Source organism: Paenibacillus sp. JJ1722 (assembly GCF_048282685.1).
GTDB classification, from domain to species: domain Bacteria; phylum Bacillota; class Bacilli; order Paenibacillales; family Paenibacillaceae; genus Paenibacillus; species Paenibacillus polymyxa_B.
The window spans coordinates 2,437,135-2,454,587 of sequence record NZ_CP182500.1 but is presented as its reverse complement, the minus strand read 5'-3'; the positions used below and the strand labels follow the sequence as shown (position 1 = coordinate 2,454,587).

General features: G+C 46.6%; 15 protein-coding genes. 3 read left to right on the top strand and 12 right to left on the bottom strand.

Features of this window, described 5'->3' with window-relative positions; translation table 11 throughout:
- Nucleotides 1-9 precede the first annotated feature (9 nt).
- The 5 genes from ACM1ND_RS11185 to ACM1ND_RS11165 form a co-directional block, all read right to left on the bottom strand.
- Complete coding sequence (locus tag ACM1ND_RS11185) at nucleotides 10-1,134, bottom strand: sensor histidine kinase (protein ID WP_068940749.1); 1,125 nt, start codon at nucleotides 1,132-1,134, stop codon at nucleotides 10-12.
- Nucleotides 1,131-1,805: a response regulator transcription factor gene (locus tag ACM1ND_RS11180; RefSeq protein ID WP_068940747.1), complete on the bottom strand. Its 675-nt coding sequence runs from the start codon at nucleotides 1,803-1,805 to the stop codon at nucleotides 1,131-1,133. Before ACM1ND_RS11180 ends, ACM1ND_RS11185 begins: the two co-directional genes overlap by 4 nt.
- A 61-nt stretch (nucleotides 1,806-1,866) precedes the next feature.
- Entirely contained in the window at nucleotides 1,867-2,682 is an 816-nt protein-coding gene (locus ACM1ND_RS11175; protein ID WP_028542381.1) for an ABC transporter permease, read from the bottom strand.
- Complete coding sequence (locus ACM1ND_RS11170) at nucleotides 2,679-3,698, bottom strand: daunorubicin resistance protein DrrA family ABC transporter ATP-binding protein (protein WP_028542382.1); 1,020 nt, start codon at nucleotides 3,696-3,698, stop codon at nucleotides 2,679-2,681. Before ACM1ND_RS11170 ends, ACM1ND_RS11175 begins: the two co-directional genes overlap by 4 nt.
- Nucleotides 3,699-3,875: 177 nt before the next feature.
- Entirely contained in the window at nucleotides 3,876-4,205 is a 330-nt protein-coding gene (locus ACM1ND_RS11165; RefSeq protein ID WP_025722950.1) for an antibiotic biosynthesis monooxygenase family protein, read from the bottom strand.
- Between the two features lie 131 nt (nucleotides 4,206-4,336).
- Here ACM1ND_RS11165 and ACM1ND_RS11160 point away from each other — a divergent pair, with 131 nt between their 5' ends.
- Nucleotides 4,337-5,197, top strand: coding sequence for a LysR family transcriptional regulator (locus ACM1ND_RS11160; protein ID WP_076317399.1), 861 nt, complete (start codon nucleotides 4,337-4,339; stop codon nucleotides 5,195-5,197).
- A gap of 2 nt (nucleotides 5,198-5,199) precedes the next feature.
- Here ACM1ND_RS11160 and ACM1ND_RS11155 read toward each other — a convergent pair whose 3' ends face one another.
- Complete coding sequence (locus tag ACM1ND_RS11155; RefSeq protein ID WP_068940746.1) at nucleotides 5,200-6,390, bottom strand: GTP-binding protein; 1,191 nt, start codon at nucleotides 6,388-6,390, stop codon at nucleotides 5,200-5,202.
- A 192-nt stretch (nucleotides 6,391-6,582) separates the two neighbouring features.
- Between ACM1ND_RS11155 and ACM1ND_RS11150 the strand changes: the two genes are divergently transcribed.
- Complete coding sequence (locus ACM1ND_RS11150) at nucleotides 6,583-7,563, top strand: multidrug resistance efflux transporter family protein (RefSeq protein WP_023988342.1); 981 nt, start codon at nucleotides 6,583-6,585, stop codon at nucleotides 7,561-7,563.
- A 148-nt stretch (nucleotides 7,564-7,711) separates the two neighbouring features.
- Here the strand turns inward: ACM1ND_RS11150 and ACM1ND_RS11145 are convergent, their stop codons facing one another.
- Nucleotides 7,712-8,686: an aldo/keto reductase gene (locus tag ACM1ND_RS11145; RefSeq protein ID WP_023988341.1), complete on the bottom strand. Its 975-nt coding sequence runs from the start codon at nucleotides 8,684-8,686 to the stop codon at nucleotides 7,712-7,714.
- 132 nt (nucleotides 8,687-8,818) lie between these two features.
- Between ACM1ND_RS11145 and ACM1ND_RS11140 the strand changes: the two genes are divergently transcribed.
- Complete coding sequence (locus ACM1ND_RS11140) at nucleotides 8,819-8,995, top strand: hypothetical protein (RefSeq protein WP_254348152.1); 177 nt, start codon at nucleotides 8,819-8,821, stop codon at nucleotides 8,993-8,995.
- 91 nt (nucleotides 8,996-9,086) lie between these two features.
- Here the strand turns inward: ACM1ND_RS11140 and ACM1ND_RS11135 are convergent, their stop codons facing one another.
- The 5 genes from ACM1ND_RS11135 to glgD form a co-directional block, all read right to left on the bottom strand.
- Nucleotides 9,087-11,762, bottom strand: a complete 2,676-nt coding sequence (locus tag ACM1ND_RS11135) for a YhgE/Pip domain-containing protein (RefSeq protein WP_053325308.1) — start codon at nucleotides 11,760-11,762, stop codon at nucleotides 9,087-9,089.
- A 157-nt stretch (nucleotides 11,763-11,919) separates the two neighbouring features.
- The gene (locus ACM1ND_RS11130) at nucleotides 11,920-12,936 is read right to left on the bottom strand and encodes a hypothetical protein (RefSeq protein ID WP_023988339.1); all 1,017 of its coding nucleotides are present in this window, start codon (nucleotides 12,934-12,936) and stop codon (nucleotides 11,920-11,922) included.
- A 153-nt stretch (nucleotides 12,937-13,089) separates the two neighbouring features.
- Nucleotides 13,090-13,641: a DUF2062 domain-containing protein gene (locus ACM1ND_RS11125; RefSeq protein WP_028542387.1), complete on the bottom strand. Its 552-nt coding sequence runs from the start codon at nucleotides 13,639-13,641 to the stop codon at nucleotides 13,090-13,092.
- A 190-nt stretch (nucleotides 13,642-13,831) separates the two neighbouring features.
- Complete coding sequence (locus ACM1ND_RS11120; RefSeq protein ID WP_023988337.1) at nucleotides 13,832-16,285, bottom strand: glycogen/starch/alpha-glucan phosphorylase; 2,454 nt, start codon at nucleotides 16,283-16,285, stop codon at nucleotides 13,832-13,834.
- 45 nt (nucleotides 16,286-16,330) lie between these two features.
- Nucleotides 16,331-17,434, bottom strand: coding sequence for a glucose-1-phosphate adenylyltransferase subunit GlgD (glgD, locus tag ACM1ND_RS11115; protein WP_023988336.1), 1,104 nt, complete (start codon nucleotides 17,432-17,434; stop codon nucleotides 16,331-16,333).
- Nucleotides 17,435-17,453: the final 19 nt, after the last annotated feature.

The window sequence follows — 17,453 nt, the reverse complement described above, 5'->3', positions numbered from 1 at the left end:
CGCTCCTTTTTAAATTACTGTGCCGTTGTACATTTCACAGTTGCTGCTGCCTTTCATTACTTTCTGGTGCAGCGGCAGCATAACTGTAAATACCGTTCCTTCTCCCACCTTGCTGGATACAGAGATAGAGCCGGTATGCATCTCTGTTATTTTATAAGCAATGGAAAGTCCCAAGCCACTGCCTCCAGCAGTTCGGGACCGTGACTGGTCTGCTTTATAAAAACGTTCAAAAATGCGCTGCTGATCCTGTTCGTTGATGCCCTGTCCCGTATCCGCAATGCAGATAACCGCCTGATCACCGTTACTTGAAAGAGAAACAGATATGCTTCCACCCTGTGGTGTAAATTTAATGGCATTGTGAAGAAGATTCACCCAAACCTGGCCCATCAGATCCTCGTCCGCGTTGACCTCAACTATATCCACCTCAACAGTCATCTCGATTTTTTTAGCCTCCCATTGCGGTTCGCAGGCGAGAATAAGCGAAATCAGCTGCTTGTCCAGCCGATAAAGGGACGGACGAAACGGATGCCGCTCCGAATCCAGAATCGCCAGCTTCATGAGATTATCGCTTAGCTTGGATAGACGAATACACTCCGTCTCGATGATCGTCAAATACCGGTCTCGCTGCTCACGATCCAGTTTCTCATCCTTCAGCGCCTTGGCGAATCCGATTATCGAGGTCAGTGGTGAGCCGATTTCATGGGATACGTTCGAAATAAACTCCTCCCGCAGTTTTTCCATAGCCTTCAGATTTGCAGCCATATCATTGATACTGTCCACCAACTGTACATAAGGATGCGTCCTCCGATGTTTTCCGTTCCGCCCGCCGAGGTCCCAATCCAGATTAATGTGAAAGTCTCCTTGCGAAATACGTTTTAAAGCATCGATCATTTCGGTAAAAGCGTGCTGCTCTCTAGGCTGGATGAAGCGTCTTACCGTCATACTGATAATACCGAAGAAGAAAAAGCCAAGCGTCGCATTAATAAGAAAGACGAACAAATCATGAAAAGCCCATGACATGCGCGAATAGATCGCCGCCGTAATAAAGTACGCGGCAGTCCAGCTGAGATACAGCACCAATAACACCAGCATGAGTCTCGCAAGGATATGGAGGAATCCCGGTTCCCGCTTCATTGCCTTACCTCCAGTCGATAACCCAATCCCCGGATCGTACTGATCCGGAAAGAGTGGCTTGCCTCCGGAAACCGTTCCCGAAGGCGCTTGATATGGACATCAACTGTTCTTTCGTCTCCCTCATAATCATAACCCCAGATCTGTTCGATCAACTGGTCGCGGGTAAAGGTTTTGCCAGGATAGCTGGCCAGCTTGAAGAGCAACTCAAACTCCTTGAGCGGCAGGGTAATCTCCTTCTCTCCAGCCCGACACTCAAATGTATCGCTGCGCAGGACAAGATCTCCGACAGTCACTGATTTTGAAGCCATGATACGATAACGTTTTAATAAAGCCTTCACGCGTGCGACAAGCACCATGGGGTCGAATGGCTTAACAAGATAGTCGTCCGTTCCGAGCGCGAAGCCTTTCACGATCTGTGACGTCTCGCCTTTGGCTGTAAGCATAAGCAGCGGCAGGTCGGTCTGCTCTCGCAGCTTACGGCACAGCTCCCAACCATCCATTCCCGGCATCATGATATCAAGAACAAGCAAATCGACCTTGTTTTGATCAAAAATGCGCATCGCGTCCAAACCATCCACCGCCTCGACTACCTCCAGACCTTCCATTCTCAAAAAGTGTCCGACCAGTTCACGAATATGCGGATCATCATCAACGACTAATACACACGTCATTTCAATCCCCCCTAACTAACTCTGCCTTAAATCTCTCGTCCTCGTCAAGAAGACCGCCATCTTATGCTTTACGCATATAAGCACGCACCGTAAGCGGCGCGAAGATCGCCACAATGACTGTAGCGCCAAGCAGTGAGATCGCCAGTTCCTCGCCAATCGTTCCCGTATTCGCAAGCTCCCTGACTGCGTTCACAAGATGTGAAATCGGGTTGACGTTTACAAACCACTGTAGCCAACCAGGCATTGTGTCCACAGGCACAAATGCATTGGAAACAAAAGTGAGCGGAAACAGAACAATCATGGAGATGCCCTGTACACTGGAAGCAGTGCGGGCAATCACGCCAAAGAAGGCGAAAATCCAGCTGACTGCCCAGGAACACACGATGACCAAAAGCGCGGCGATAGCGACACTCAGCAGTCCTCCCTCTGGCCGATACCCCAAAATATACCCCATGGCGAAGGTAAGTACAGTCGCAATAGTATACCGGATACTGTCAGCCAGCAGAGCTCCAGCCAAAGGCGCAATGCGTGCGATTGGGAGTGACTTGAACCTGTCGAACACTCCTTTGTCCATATCCTCACGTAGTTGGACGCCGGTAACGACGGAGGTCGAGATCACCGTCTGCACGAGGATGCCTGGAATAATAACCGGCAAATAATGCTGCACGTCTCCTGAGATGGCGCCACCAAAGATATAGGTAAACATAAGGGTGAAAATGATTGGCTGGAGCGTGACATCAAACAATTGCTCGGGAGTATGCCGGATCTTCAGAATGCCCCGGTAGGCCATCGTCATGGAATTGAAAAACGCCTGCCTGAAACTCACAGACTTCTTCAATGTGCGATCAGAACCTGTCATAACAGTAGTACTCTTCATGCTCTCGCCCCCTCCACAGCATGCGCTCCTTGGGACGTCTGCTGTCTGTTTACTTGTGCCCCATGACCAGTGATGGACAAAAACACCTCGTCGAGCGTCGGCTTCTGCACACTCATCTCTGCTAGACGAATCTCTCCGGTACGGAGGGCGATCAGCAGGTCCGTTACCCGATCTGCGTTGGCCATCGGAGAGATAATCTTTCCAGCTTCCACTGACACGCTGGACTTAACTGAAAGCACCTGTTCAACGATCTGAACAGCTCTCTCGATGTCCTGTTGATTTTGCACTTTGAGTTGCAGAGTCGACGCCCCCACTGCCGCTTTCAGTTCATCCACCGTACCCTCAGCGACTACCCGGCCATGATCGATCACCGCGATTCGATCAGCAAGTTGATCCGCCTCGTCGAGGTACTGGGTTGTAAGCAGTACGGTGGAACCGGTCTTGACCAAACTCCGGATCGTGTCCCACATCTGGACACGCGTGCGCGGGTCTAGTCCAGTAGTCGGCTCATCCAGGAAAATCAGCGGCGGCTTGGCAATGAGACTTGCGGCCAAATCCAGCCGACGGCGCATACCTCCGGAGAAATGCTTTAGCGGTCGTTTGGCCGCTTCGGCCAAGCCAAATTCCTCCAGCAGCTCCGCTGCCTTATTACGCGCCTCGGCACGTCCCAGTCCAAGCAGTCTGGAGAAGATGATCAGGTTCTCGGTAGCGCTAAGCGACTCATCGACCGATGCGTACTGGCCTGTCACCCCGATCAACTGACGCACAACCTGCGGCTCCTTTACTGCATCGTGCCCGAAGATACGGGCTGATCCCCCATCGGGCCGCAATAACGTTGACAGCATTCGGATGGTAGTCGTTTTGCCTGCTCCATTAGGACCAAGCACACCGTAGATCGTGCCAGCACGCACGTTCAAGTCGACACCGTCAACAGCCTGCTTGTCACCAAAAGCTTTTACGAGTCCCCTTGCTTCAATGGCCAAGGTCTCTTTTCTGTCTGTATAATCCACATTCATATCCTCCCTGTACGGTTTCTATAGAGAGGATAACCCACGTTTATGAACTGAATATGAATAGAACCGTTTACGTTTCACAAAATGGTCGACGATTCCTTTCTGACAGAGAAGCCAAAGAAGTCCCATATGGGACCTCTTTGGCTTCATGCTAAGCACTAACTTTGATATTGAACCTATTTACACTGTAAAAAAATAATCTCGTTCTACCTTGCTCACTCTTAAACCAAATGTTTTATACCACTCGGATTTCCCTTTTTCCTGCGCTACCTTGTGCAGCTCGTTATGTTTCCAATTTTTTATAGCGTCCAGAGACTCCCAATAGGAAACTGTAATGCCTACTCCATTGTGGTCACGAACACTTTCCACACCTAGAAAACCAGGCTGTTGGGCAGCCAGTTCCACCATTTTGTCTCCCATCACTCCGTATCCGCCATCTCCTTCCGTACGTTCAGAAGTAAAGATAGCCGCATAATAGGGCGGACGAGGAGTTTTAGCAATTGAATTCATATGACCCTCCTAAAACAAAATTAAATAACCTTTCTTTAATTTGATTATAATCATAAATATTAAATAAAAAAAATGAATATATCTGATATGATGCATGAATATATTTCATAAAAATAGGAGTGAACACAAATTTGTTTAAATATAAGATTTTTCTTTGCGTAGTTGAAATGGGAAGTTTCACAAAGGCCGGGGAAGTTTTAAATCTTACACAATCAGCAATCAGCCATGCGATCTCTGGGTTGGAACATGAACTAGGGCTGACTCTTCTGATCCGAGGTCGTTCAGGCATCAGATTGACCAATAACGGGGAAAGATTAATGAAGCGATTTAGAGAGATTGTACAAATGGACGAAAAGCTTTACCAAGAGGTAGCTTTAATTAAAGGATTGGAAATCGGAACCGTGAAGATCGGTACATTTTCAAGCGTCTCTATTCATTGGCTGCCCCGTATTCTAAAAAAATTCAATGAGCAGTTTCCTCTTATTGAAGTAAAACTGCTCGATGGGAACTACCATGAAATTGAGAGCTGGATAGTCAGTGGGGAAGCTGATTTCGGCTTTGTGAACCTACCCACGTTAGACACATTAGAGGCGTTGCCATTAAAAGAAGAAAGCATGCTTTGTCTACTTCCTTCCGATCATATTCTTGGAAAGCAAGCTTCAATTCGAGTAAAACAGCTCAGAGATGAGCCTTTCATTATGCCTGTTGCAGGCTGTGACACCGATGTAAGAAATATTTTTTCACAGCATAATATGTCACCTAAAATCAAATACGAATTAGAAGATGACCATGCGATTATGGCTATGGTGCAGAATGGCCTAGGCGTGAGTATTCTTCCTGAAATGATCCTGTCTCACATTCCTTACGACATCTCTATTCGACCTTTGGACGAAAGGCATTCCCGTACTATCGGTATCGCTACCGCTTCCTTAAAAAATGTTTCTCCAGCAGCTAAAAAATGTATGGACTTTATTACTGAATGGATCAACTAGCTTCAGCATGTCGGCCAAGGAAGCGGATTCTCAAAGCTGGACCAGTCCATATTCATTTCGTTATCGTTCAGTAGACATTCATCTAGCTCTTCTTCCAAGTCTGGTCGATTCATTCCGATACCTATCATGACGATTTCGTTCATGCGGTCGCCCCATTGTTCATCCCAATGGTCCAGAGCCTCAGGGTCGGCTGCGACGATCTCCTGCCGTTCTTCTTCAGATAACGCAGCAAGCCAGCTTCCCGCAGGGCCAAATTGAATAGATGGTCCAGCTTGGCTAATACTCGCTGCCCAATCCTGCGGGGTTGCAATCCAGGCCAAACCTTTGGCGCGAACGACCTCCTCCGGCCAGTAGTTCATAAATTCAGCCAATCTCGCAGGATGAAATGGTCTTCTACGGCGATATACAAAGGAATTGATCCCATATTCGTCCGTTTCTGGTGTATGGCTTTCAAGCTCCAGCTCACGAATCCATCCAGCGGATTGACTAGCCTTGTCAAAATTGAATAGCCCTGTATTCAAAATGTCCGAAGGAGCGACCTTTCCCTTGGAAGTACGAATGATCCGGGCTTCAGGCTGTAATCTCCGCAGCACACCCTCCAGCTTGTCCAGCTCCGCAGGCTGAACCAGATCGCACTTATTCAGAATCAATACATCACAGGTTTCAATCTGGTCAATCAGCAAGTCCGAGATATCACGCGTGTCGTCTTCACCAGTAGCCTGCCTGCGATCCAGTAGCGTTTCTCCTGATTCAAAATCATGCCAGAAACGATTCGCATCGACTACGGTCACCATGCAATCCAGTTTTGCCAGCGATGCCAAATCAATGCCAGTTCCTTCATCAACGTATGTAAAAGTTTGAGCGATTGGCACGGGTTCACTGATGCCTGTAGATTCGATTAAAATATAATCAAAACCGCCTTGTTCCGTCAGCTTCTTGACCTCCAGCAATAAATCTTCACGCAATGTGCAGCAAATACAACCATTAGACAACTCGACCAGTTTTTCTTCTGTTCTGGACAAGCCGCCCTCTTTTTTAACCAGCTCAGCATCTATATTCACTTCACTCATGTCATTGACGATGACTGCCACTTTCATTCCGTCCCGATTGTTTAATACATGATTCAAAATCGTTGTTTTTCCTGCACCCAAATATCCGCTCAACACTGTTACCGGTATTGCTTTCTTATTCATCGCTGTTACGCTCCCTTGAATATTGGCTTTTCATTTTCATTCTTTTTCAAATCGTAATAATTACTATTAACATTAACTTTCAGTAATATACAGCATCCCTCTTACCTTGTCAACTGTAAGAAACTCTTGAATTGAATGATCTAAAGTTATTAATATGAGAAATAACGATACTTAAAGAATTAGGTGAATGCTATGCGCTCAATCTGGTTAGGTGTGTTGGCGGCTTTCTTTTTTGCTTTTACATTTGTTCTGAACCGGTCTATGGAGCTGTCTGGCGGGAGCTGGATCTGGAGTGCTTCATTGCGATATCTGTTTATGGTTCCTATTCTAGTCGTCATTGTGATGACCCAACAAAAGCTTAAGCCTCTTTGGAAAGTCATGAAGGAACAACCAGGAACGTGGTTGTGGTGGAGCTTCATCGGATTTGGCTTATTTTATGCTCCGTTATGCTTCGCATCGGCTTATTCACCAGGGTGGTTGATCGCGGGAACCTGGCAAATTACCATCATTTCTGGTTCTTTGCTTGTCCCTTTATTTGCTGAGGTTGTCCAAACGGAGAACGGCCCTGTCAAAATACGAGGAAAAATCCCCCTCCAGGGACTGTTGATGTCTCTCGTTATTTTAATCGGCATTATTGTTATGCAAGTCGAACAGTCGCAATCCATTTCTACCCAAGATTTTTTATTCGGTATTCTGCCTGTCATACTCGCCTCATTCGCTTATCCATTAGGTAATCGTAAAATGATGGAAGTCTGTGCAGGACGATTGGATGCCTATCAGCGTGTGCTCGGGATGACATTAGCCAGCTTACCCTTCTGGTTATTGCTTTCGTTATATGGAGTTTTCAGCGCGGGAATGCCAAGTAAGGATCAGACGATACAGTCTGCTTTGGTGGCTGTGTTTTCAGGGGTGATCGCTACGGTTTTATTTTTTAAAGCTACAGATCAGGTTCGTGGAAATATGCAAAAGCTGGCGACCGTAGAAGCAACACAATCTCTGGAAGTTCTTTTTGCATTAATGGGAGAATTAATCTTTTTGTCTATCCCCATGCCGTCTCCTTTATCATGGATGGGTATGTTCATCGTCATCCTCGGCATGATTCTACACAGTTATGTAACACATCATAAGAAAACCACTCAGAAAATCATATCTAAAAAGATAGATCCCATTTAGCGCATATTTATTCTTGTTACGGTCGTTCAAGTGTGGATCAGGCACCAGAAAAAAAGCAGCAGATCAAAGAGGAAGCTCCTGATCTGCTGCTTTTTTGCCGATTATTTCTCACAAAGAATGATGTTTTATTACGAGTACGAAGTATTATTTACCAAGCGTAGGCTTCTGGCGCAGGTTTTCCCGGACCGGGGAAAATCTCATTCAGCTTGGCAAGCACATCTTCGCTCAATTTGACCTCAGGTACCCGTAGAGCATCCTCTAACTGTTCTAAGGTCCGTGGTCCGATAATTGGAGCCGTTACGGCCGGATGGGACAGTACCCAAGCCAGTGCAATCACGTCTTCCTTTTCACCCAGCTCGCGGGACAATGCTGCAAATTGCTCCAGCTTCGCACGATTCTGCTCCACCTTTTCTTTGGCGCGTGCGCTGCGAGAACCAGTACCTGCTAACGCATTCCGTCCCAACAGTCCGCCGGCCAGCGGGCTCCATGGGATCACACCCAGACCCAGCTCTTGAGCTGCTGGTAATACTTCAAGCTCGGCGGAACGTTCGTTCAGGTTGTACAAATGCTGCTCGGATACAAGCCCCAGAAAACGCCGTGCCTTCGCTTCTGCCTGCGCCACCGCAATATGCCAGCCTGCAAAATTACTGGAACCGATATAATCAACTTGTCCCCGATCCACCACGGACTCAAATACGCCCCACAGTTCATCCCATGACACATTTCGGTCAATGTGATGCATTTGATATAGCTCTACATGGTCGGTTTGAAGACGTTTCAGCGACGCATCCAAATGACGGCGAATTTTGTAAGCAGACAAGCCTGATCCTGCATTGGGTCCGTCATGTTCATTTTTCATGTCTCCGTATACCTTCGTTGCCAACACGACCTTCTCGCGTCTTCCGCCGCCCTGCTGGAACCAACGTCCGATAATTTCCTCTGTCCAACCTTTACGATCATGGCCATATACATTAGCCGTATCAAAAAAGTTAATGCCCGCATCCAGTGCGGCATCCATAATTTTAAACGCATCCTTTTCTTCGGTTTCCGGTCCGAAATTCATCGTCCCCAGACATAACCGACTAACCTTCAAGCCTGACTTTCCTAAGTATGAATACTCCATACTGCTTCCCGCCTTTGCCTAAGGATTTTAAAATTCCGCAAAATTACATGCCAAAAAAGACCATACTCCGTTTATTCACCAGAAAAAACCACATTGAAACAACCCCAAATGCAATTTAAGGTTGGATAGCGCATGCAAAAAAGCCCCACGCACCGCCGAAGCAGCAAGCGCGAGGCATCTCCTACCATACTACCTACTCCATATGAAAAAATAGTGACTTTACGGCGGTTGCAGCGGAGCGGAGAATTTGAATCTGGAGAAGCGAAGCGTTCGCCTTTGCCATGGGATTTTTACCTTGTCATGTCCTAATCCAAAGAATCCCGTGGCAACAGCGATCGTAAGATCAAATCCTTCGCGGAGCGGCTCACTTCAGCCACCGTAACTCATTCTTTTTTTACAATCAAGGAATCAATTTCGTTTCTTTTGCTCGCTCGGCCATTTTTTTCGTATGCTTGCTGAGCGGCTTCTTAAACACCAATCCAAACAGGAAGCAAACACCGATAAATACAAACAGCATCACCACATCTCGTATCACCGTTGAAGGCAACATCCCTCCTACTGTCTCTCGTAACAGACTAACCGCATAGGTGAATGGTACGAACGGATTCAGCGCCTGAAAAAACGGTGTACTCGTCGCAATCGGGAATGTCCCTCCTGAACTGGAGAATTGAAGCACCAGCAGGATGACTGCCAGTCCCTTGCCGATATTGCCGAACACAGAAACTAGTGTATAGGTCATCGCCGTAAACACCAGACTGATCAGCATAGACGATAGTACAAAAGCTACTTTGGCATCCACATACGCCCCGAGCAGGAACAAGTCACCGAGAGATACGCTCAGCGCTTGAAAAATGCCAATCGTGGAGAATGTCATAAGCCGTCCGAAATACACTTGGTAGCTTTTAAATTGTCCTTCCGGGTCATCCACATCTACCCTGAACATGGAGACCAGTAGCATCGCACCTACCCAAATCGACAATGTAGTGTAAAAAGGTGACATCGCAGAACCATAGTTGGGAATTGGGTATATCCGCTCCTGCTTCAACGATACCGGACTGCCGAGAAAATCACTTTCCTTTTTCACATCCCCCTTTAACAATGCAATAGCGCGTCCGAGTGCATTTTCGCCCTTAAGCTTGCGAATTGTGTCTGCAGCCTGACGTATGGAATCCTCGGCAGCTGGAAGATCGGTCCTTACAAAATTGGCTACTTGGTGTACCGCTTTTTCAGCTTCAGGAAATTTATTTTCAATTAAATCAGCCATTTTGACAAACTGTTGTTCCGCTTTAGGCAAATCATTACGCACAAAATCTGCTGCCTGATGAATTTTATTTTTAACCGCTGGCAAATCGTTATTTACAAAGTCTGCCGCTTTGTTCACAGCATTCGTAAACTCGCCCATGCGCCCCTGAATCGTCGTCGCCGCTTCATGCAGTTTTTGACGGTATTGTGGCAGATCCTGCTGGAGACGTGTTAGCTCTTGCTGACCGAATTCTGCTGCAGCCTGTGCGTCATTTAATAGCTTTTCAATATTCGGTAGCTGCTCTTGAGCTGTAGTCAGCACATTGGCAGAATTGCGGGCAACGGATTTGATCTGATCCAGCGCCTTTTGAATGGCGGGTGCATACTCCGTATCATAATTGCCCAAAATGCTGTCAATTCCGCTACTGATTTCTCCTGCAAGGCGATCAGTGTCATCCAGCAGATTTTGCGCAGGCTTTTCGCCGCGCTGAATGGCATCCCCGATGCTAGTTACTGTGCTATTCAGACGACGGAAACGATCCTCTACCCCGCTCACACGGGAAATAAGTGAATCCAGAGGTTGACTTGGCAAGTATCCGTTCACACGCTTCAGCAATTGAGAAATATGATCCAACACTCCCACGGCAGTTGTCAGCCTACCGCTGACACGATTCACCGCAGCTTGTGCTGCTTTAGGATCAAAATCCACACCACGAACAATGTCTGTAATCTGAGAAACTTCATTCGCGATTTGTTGTACCAGTTGTAAGTCTTCTTTAACTACTGTACCAATCGAATCAAGCGCACCCTCGTTTTTGTCCAGAAATTCGAGTAAACCGGTTGTAAAATCCTTGCCTGTGTCCGCTATTTTCTGTACTTCTGGCAGTGCTTTCTGGGCAGCATTAATGACTTTAAGAGCCGTTTGCGTGTCCTCTAGGGCTGTGGCCAGTGCGCTTTCTACCTTGCTGAAATTTTGATCTAGTTCAACAATTCGATCACCGGCCTTTTGAATATCAGGTAGTCTTTTTTGGATATCCAAAATAACAGCGGCTACCTTGTCCAGCTCAGGCATGTTTTTGTCAATTTTGAGCACCAGGTCACCGGCACGGTTAATTTCAGGAATTTTCTCCTTCAATGCAATGATCTTTTGTCCCTGTGCCTTTATTTTCGGCAAATTTTGCTCCAGTTCCAATGCCTGTTTGCCCAACCTTTCGATATCCGGCAATCGATTATTCAGCTCCAACACCCGGTTCTCAATATTACGAATCGTCGGGAGCTCCTCCTCCAGCCTGACTCCGGCTTCCTTCAACTTCGTCAATACCGCCTGGCTGGCAGTTTCAATAAAGTTTTGGCTAATCTGGTTCGTCAGAGAGGTTGCCCCCGAAGATGTAATTTTCGGAGCTACTGCATTAATTTTTTCATTTACGGCGTAATCAATTTCCGGCTTTTGCGGATTTTCCGTCAGCACACTCGTAATTTTCTCTGAAAAATCTTTCGGGATCAGCAGGCTGGCATAATAATCACCATTCAACACACCTTTTCGTGCTTCCGCTTCATTGACAAAAGTCCAACCCAGCTTCTTGTTATTTTGAAGGTTATGCAAAACCTCATCGCCGATATTAATCTTTTTACCATTCACTTCTGCACCCTGATCTTGGCTGGTTACTGCAATTTTAATCCCAGATGTATTCGCATACGGATCCCACATCGCTTTCAAATTCACCCATGCATAGACAGAAGGCAAAAGAATGATGCCAATGACTAATAAAGTCCCGGTCGATACTTTGAATACATTTCTCCAGTCTGTTAAGTAGATTTGCCATATCTTCCGCAACTTCATCACTCCTTGTATGTACATTAACCTGTCGTCCATTGTTGTATGCACACGTATTGTAAACGATTCGAGCGAATGAAGCCAATCCTGTTACAAAATATGTCAAAAGCGTATGCCTCTTATAGAGATCATACGCTTTTCAATAAAATCATTCTGCTTAATTTCGAACTCCATTCGCGGGCATAGCCTCTAGGGAATAAAATGCTCCTTTTTTATTGATTTTTCCCACCACAGTAACTGCGCCTTTTTGGGAGAACGTATACTCGTTATCCTTAATTTTTACGGTATATCCTTTTAGGTTAATTCCAAAAAGAGATTGCACTTTCGACTTCGCGGCTGAAAGAGCCTGAGTTTGGCTGAGCTTTGGCTTAGCGAATGCTTTGACAAAATCCTTTTCCCCCGTCCAATCCATGCCAAGCTCGTTTTTTACGGCCCACACTTTACCAGTTTTCACCCCAATCAACACGTTGTTTAACTCATTATCGTCCCGGAAATTCCAAACGGTATCATTGCCTTCATGCTGACGAAACACATATTCAAACGGATTGCTCGAAGCAATACCAACTGTTTTAAGCGAACGATTCGCTTTGTTGGACAGTGAAGCTTTAACGTCTTTAAGCGAATACATTATGCTAGCCGTTATTTTATTTCCTTGATCAAGGTCAATGTAGAGACTCTGGTCATGCCCCCATAGCACCCAATAATTTTTGAGTTCTCCTTCGTCATCCGGTGAATATACACGCCAGACAGCATCCGTTTTAAACACTCCATCAGAATCAAATGTTTTCAGGAACGATGCAACCTTGCTGCGTAGATTATTGTCCATAACTTTGTTGAGATCAGCCGCATCATAAATAATGCTGGTGGATTGCACGATTCCCTTTTTGGAATCGTAATTTTGGATGAAATCAGCATTAGCTGTCCCGCTCAAAGTACCGTTTACCGTCCATGAGTCAAAAGCAGTATCAGCGCTTGTAAACTTTATTGTTTGTTTCCCCGCTAATGTGTTCAGCACATCTGTTAAACGCTTAGTGGCGGTTGGGTCCAAGTTAACAGAAGTTTGTGCGTTTTGAGCTATGGCAGCGGCGGGCTGCTGTGCCCATGCAACTGGAGCCGTTCCCAAAAGCATGGATATTGCCGCAACTGTTGCAGTGATAGAATTCCATTTTTTCATGGGGCAATTCCTCCTGATGTCTCAAAAGAGACTTAAAAGAATGGATACATATATTCCTTAGACGTAATACAAAAATAAAAGTTGCTTGCCCCAACTCAAAGAAGCCCTTCGGACCTAATAAATAGGCTCGAAGAGCTTCTTTCTTATGCATCGTTATCCATTCTTCAGCAGTCTGGCCGCCGAAAATGCTGCACCATGACGCAACTTCCGCTTTTCCAACCGTTTGTGCAGCGAACGATTATACAGAACCTGAATGACAAAATACGAGATAATGCCCAGCACCACACCGAAAATCGACATGCCGATCAGGATGTGCAAGCCTCCGTGCAGCAAGTCTCTGAATACAGACCAGTTGCCGTGAAACAGCTCCATAAAAGAATGCTCGTGAAGTCGTCCGCCCCTGACATGTACCGGATAATGGGATGGATAAATCCAAGCCCCCACTTGCTTGGCGAATGGCATCAGTACAATTGGCAAAAAGGTCAGTTTACCTACAACGTTACCCACAATGGCCGCAGGCAACGAGCCGCCGGACAGACGAACAATCGGATAAAAAACAAGGTATACCAGAGAAGCCGTGGAAATCACAATCATCTCCAGCGCAAAGCCAATGGCGAAGCCCAAAGAGATCTTTTTAACTCCACCAGGGGCGCGCAATAGCTTGATGAAATTCAGCCGAATCGCACGCCATATATTTTGAAACATATTATATTTCTTCTTCGATTTATGAGGTTTGAGCCTTTTCGGATTGAGCTTTATCAATAGGAGGACTCCTTCAACAGTACAATTCAAGTTCAGGAATGAGTATATACAGTTCCCATCCTTACTTATGTCTATACTGTCATTATAACCCTCAGCGTTCGAAAAGCAATGTTATTCCGTCTGTTTCGCCGTTTTAGGACAGAATTCGCTTGTTGACATCGTTTTGGAGAGGCACAATGTCCCAAATCTCAGCCGCGTATTGCTGAATCGTGCAATCACTAGAAAATTTACCAGAGTTCGCCATATTGACAATAGCACGCCGAGTCCACTCCGAGGGATTCCGATACACTTGTTCAATGTGAACCTGTGTATCCACATAGGATGCAAAGTCTTTGAGCACAAAGTATTCATCATTATGATCAATCAGGGATTGATAAATGGCCTCAAATTCCCGTTCATGCCGCGTAAAAGGAGCATCGTTCACGAGTTGATCCAACACTTCACGCAGTCTTTCGTCGCTATTGGCTGTTTTGCGCGCCGAATACTGGCCGTCCCGGTAATATGCCTCGATCTGGTCCACCTTCAATCCAAAAATGAACATGTTGGCATCCCCTACCATTTCATGCATTTCAACATTGGCTCCGTCCAATGTACCTATTGTGAGCGCACCGTTCATCATAAATTTCATATTCCCTGTGCCAGAGGCTTCCTTGCCTGCCGTGGAAATCTGCTCACTGACATCCGCCGCAGGAATAATCAGCTCCGCTAGCGAGACAGAATAATTTTCAAGGAAAACGACTTTCAGCTTGTCCTTGACATCTACATCCCGATTGATCGTGTCCGCCACGTTGTTAATAAGCTTGATCGTCTGTTTGGCGAGAAAATAACCGGGGGCGGCTTTGGCTCCAAAAACAAACGTGCGTGGCGTCACATCCAGGCCAGGATTACTTTTAAGCTGACTGTATAAATGCATCACATGCAAAATGTTGAGCAGCTGTCGCTTATAACCATGTAACCGTTTGACCTGCACATCAAAAATGGAGGACGTATCCAGTCGTACTCCCTGTTTTGCAAAAACATGCTCAGCGAGCCTGACTTTATTATTTCGCTTAATCGCCTGTATCCGTTCTTTGAACGACTCGTCCCCACTGTAACGAAGCAGGTCGATGAGCTCCCTTGGACGGGTCCTCCAACGTGTACCGATGGTCTCATCGTACAAGCTTGCCAGCTCCGGGTTAGCGTGCATCAGCCAGCGGCGATGGGCAATCCCGTTTGTTTTATTATTAAAACGGTCAGGGTACAGCTCGTGAAACGACTTCATCTCTCGTTCCTTTAATATTTGCGTATGCAGCGCAGCCACCCCATTAACGCTGTAGCTGCCGACGATTGCCAAGTGAGCCATACGGATTTGTTCACCATGAATAATCGCCATTTCACCAATTTTGATGTCCTGTCCTGGGTAACGCTCCAGTAGCATAGCGCAATAACGTTTGTTAATTTCTTCAATGATCAAGGAAATACGAGGTAGTAGCTCCCGTACCATATTGACAGGCCATTGTTCCAGCGCCTCACTTAATATCGTATGATTCGTATATGAAACGGTTCGCGTCGTAATATCCCATGCTTCGTCCCAGCCCAAGCCCTTCACGTCCATCAGAATACGCATCAGTTCCGGTATAACCAGCGTCGGATGTGTATCGTTAATGTGCAGTGCTATTTTATCGGGCAACTGGGCGTAAGGTAAACGAAGCTTCTCGAACGTACGCAAAATACTTTGCAGGCCGGCCGAGCACAGGAAATACTGCTGCTTCAAGCGAAGCAGCTTCCCCTCATAATTGGAGTCATCCGGATATAGAAATGCCGAGATGGATTCCACCGATCGATTGTAGTCGAGAAAGCGGTAATAACCGCCCTCGCCTCGAATCGGTCCTCGAACGGGATCAAGCGCTGATTCCGCACTCCAAATCCGCAGCGTATTCACCTGCGCATGACCATAGCCTACCAGCGGAATATCGTAAGGGACAGCCCAGACTGTTTCGGTATCCTGTGTCTCGAATACAAGACGTCCCTCCTGTTCACGGGTTTCCACTCTTCCCCAAAAATGAACCTCGACCTTTTTGTCAGGACGGCGTTCCTCCCAGACATTCCCTTTCTGTAGCCAGTAGTCCGGCAGTTCAACCTGATTGCCGTCCACAATACGCTGTTCAAACAGACCATATTTATATCGGATACCGCAACCATGTCCTGCATAGCCAAGGGATGCCAGCGAGTCCATGAAGCAAGCCGCCAGACGGCCGAGGCCACCATTGCCTAGCCCCGCGTCCGCCTCCTGTTCTTCAATTTCCTCCAGATCCCAGCCCAGTTCACCCAATGCCTGCCGAACCATATCCAGTACGCCCAAATTCAACAGATTACTGCCCAATAGACGACCTATCAAAAATTCCAGTGAAAAATAATAAATCTGCTTCTCTTGTCCTTCTTTGTAGGCTTGGTTCGTTTCTGCCCAATTCTTGCCGACTTGTTCACGAATCATGCCACCCAAAACCTTATATACGTCTTCCGACTGAGCCTCCTGCATCGGTTTGCCCAGCCTTCCGACCAGTTGCTCTCGAAAAGCCTGCTTAAATGCTTCTTTATTGCTGAACAAAGTTGTACCTCCTGTTATTTCCGTTTTAATGGCTAAGTATATCCTTTAAATTACGCTATTCTTGGCAATGACATAGGGAACTCTAATGTCTCCAATCAGAGTTCGATCTGGTGAAAGCTGTACATCTTTATCTAAAACCACATTCTCCACAACTGCCCCTTTACGGATGACGCATTTTTGCATAATAATCGAGTTGCTTACCCGCGCACCCTCCTCCACCCGTACTCCACGGAAAAGAATACTGTTCTCGACCTTGCCCCCAATGGTGCAGCCATTGGCAACAAGTGAATGATCCACCTCGGCGCTGTGCGTATAACGGGTCGGGGCTTCATACTTGATTTTGGTATGCACCGGCTGATTCTGAAACAGTGCATGATACTGCTCCTGATCCAGCAGCTTCATGCTATTTTTATAGTAGCTCTCGATAGAATTAATGACCGCATGATAACCTTCATAACGATACGCATAAATGCGCAGTCCACTTGGGTTTTTCTGGATGGCATCGCGAAAGAAATGATTATCCTGATGGGCAATGCAATGCTTCACCTGATCCAGATACAAGCCTTTGTCCATCACGAACATTTCCAGATAAATATTATGATGATCCTGCTCCTGATGAATACCAGTCACTCGTCCGTTCTCATCAATCTCCAGTCGTGCACAAGGAGCATGCTCAGATTCGAGCTGGTCTATGGGTTTATATACGAGGGTAACATCTGCATTTTTCTCCCGATGATAACGGTATACATCCTCGATATCAACCTTATTGACATGCTGAGTTCCTGCGTGAACAATGGTTTGCCCCGATGAGCGATGGAAAAAGTCCAGATTGTTGTGCACATGCTGCAAATCCCCACGTGATGCATCCGTCGGATCATTCCAGTCCGGTGGCAAAATAAACAACCCGCCCCGTCTGCGGTCTAAATCCCAAGGCCGACCTTCACCCAGATGGTCCAACAGCGAACGGTATTTGCGGCGGATAAACAGTGCAATATCATGCACCCCTGCATGCATCATGTTGGATAAGGTAAAATCAATGAGCCGATATCGACTGGCAAAGGGTACTGCGGCCCCGCACCGGAAATAGGTCAATTCCTTCAACTGATCCAGTTCGTGATCCAGGTTGATAACTCCAATGAGTCGGCTCATAGCAGACACCGTCCTTATC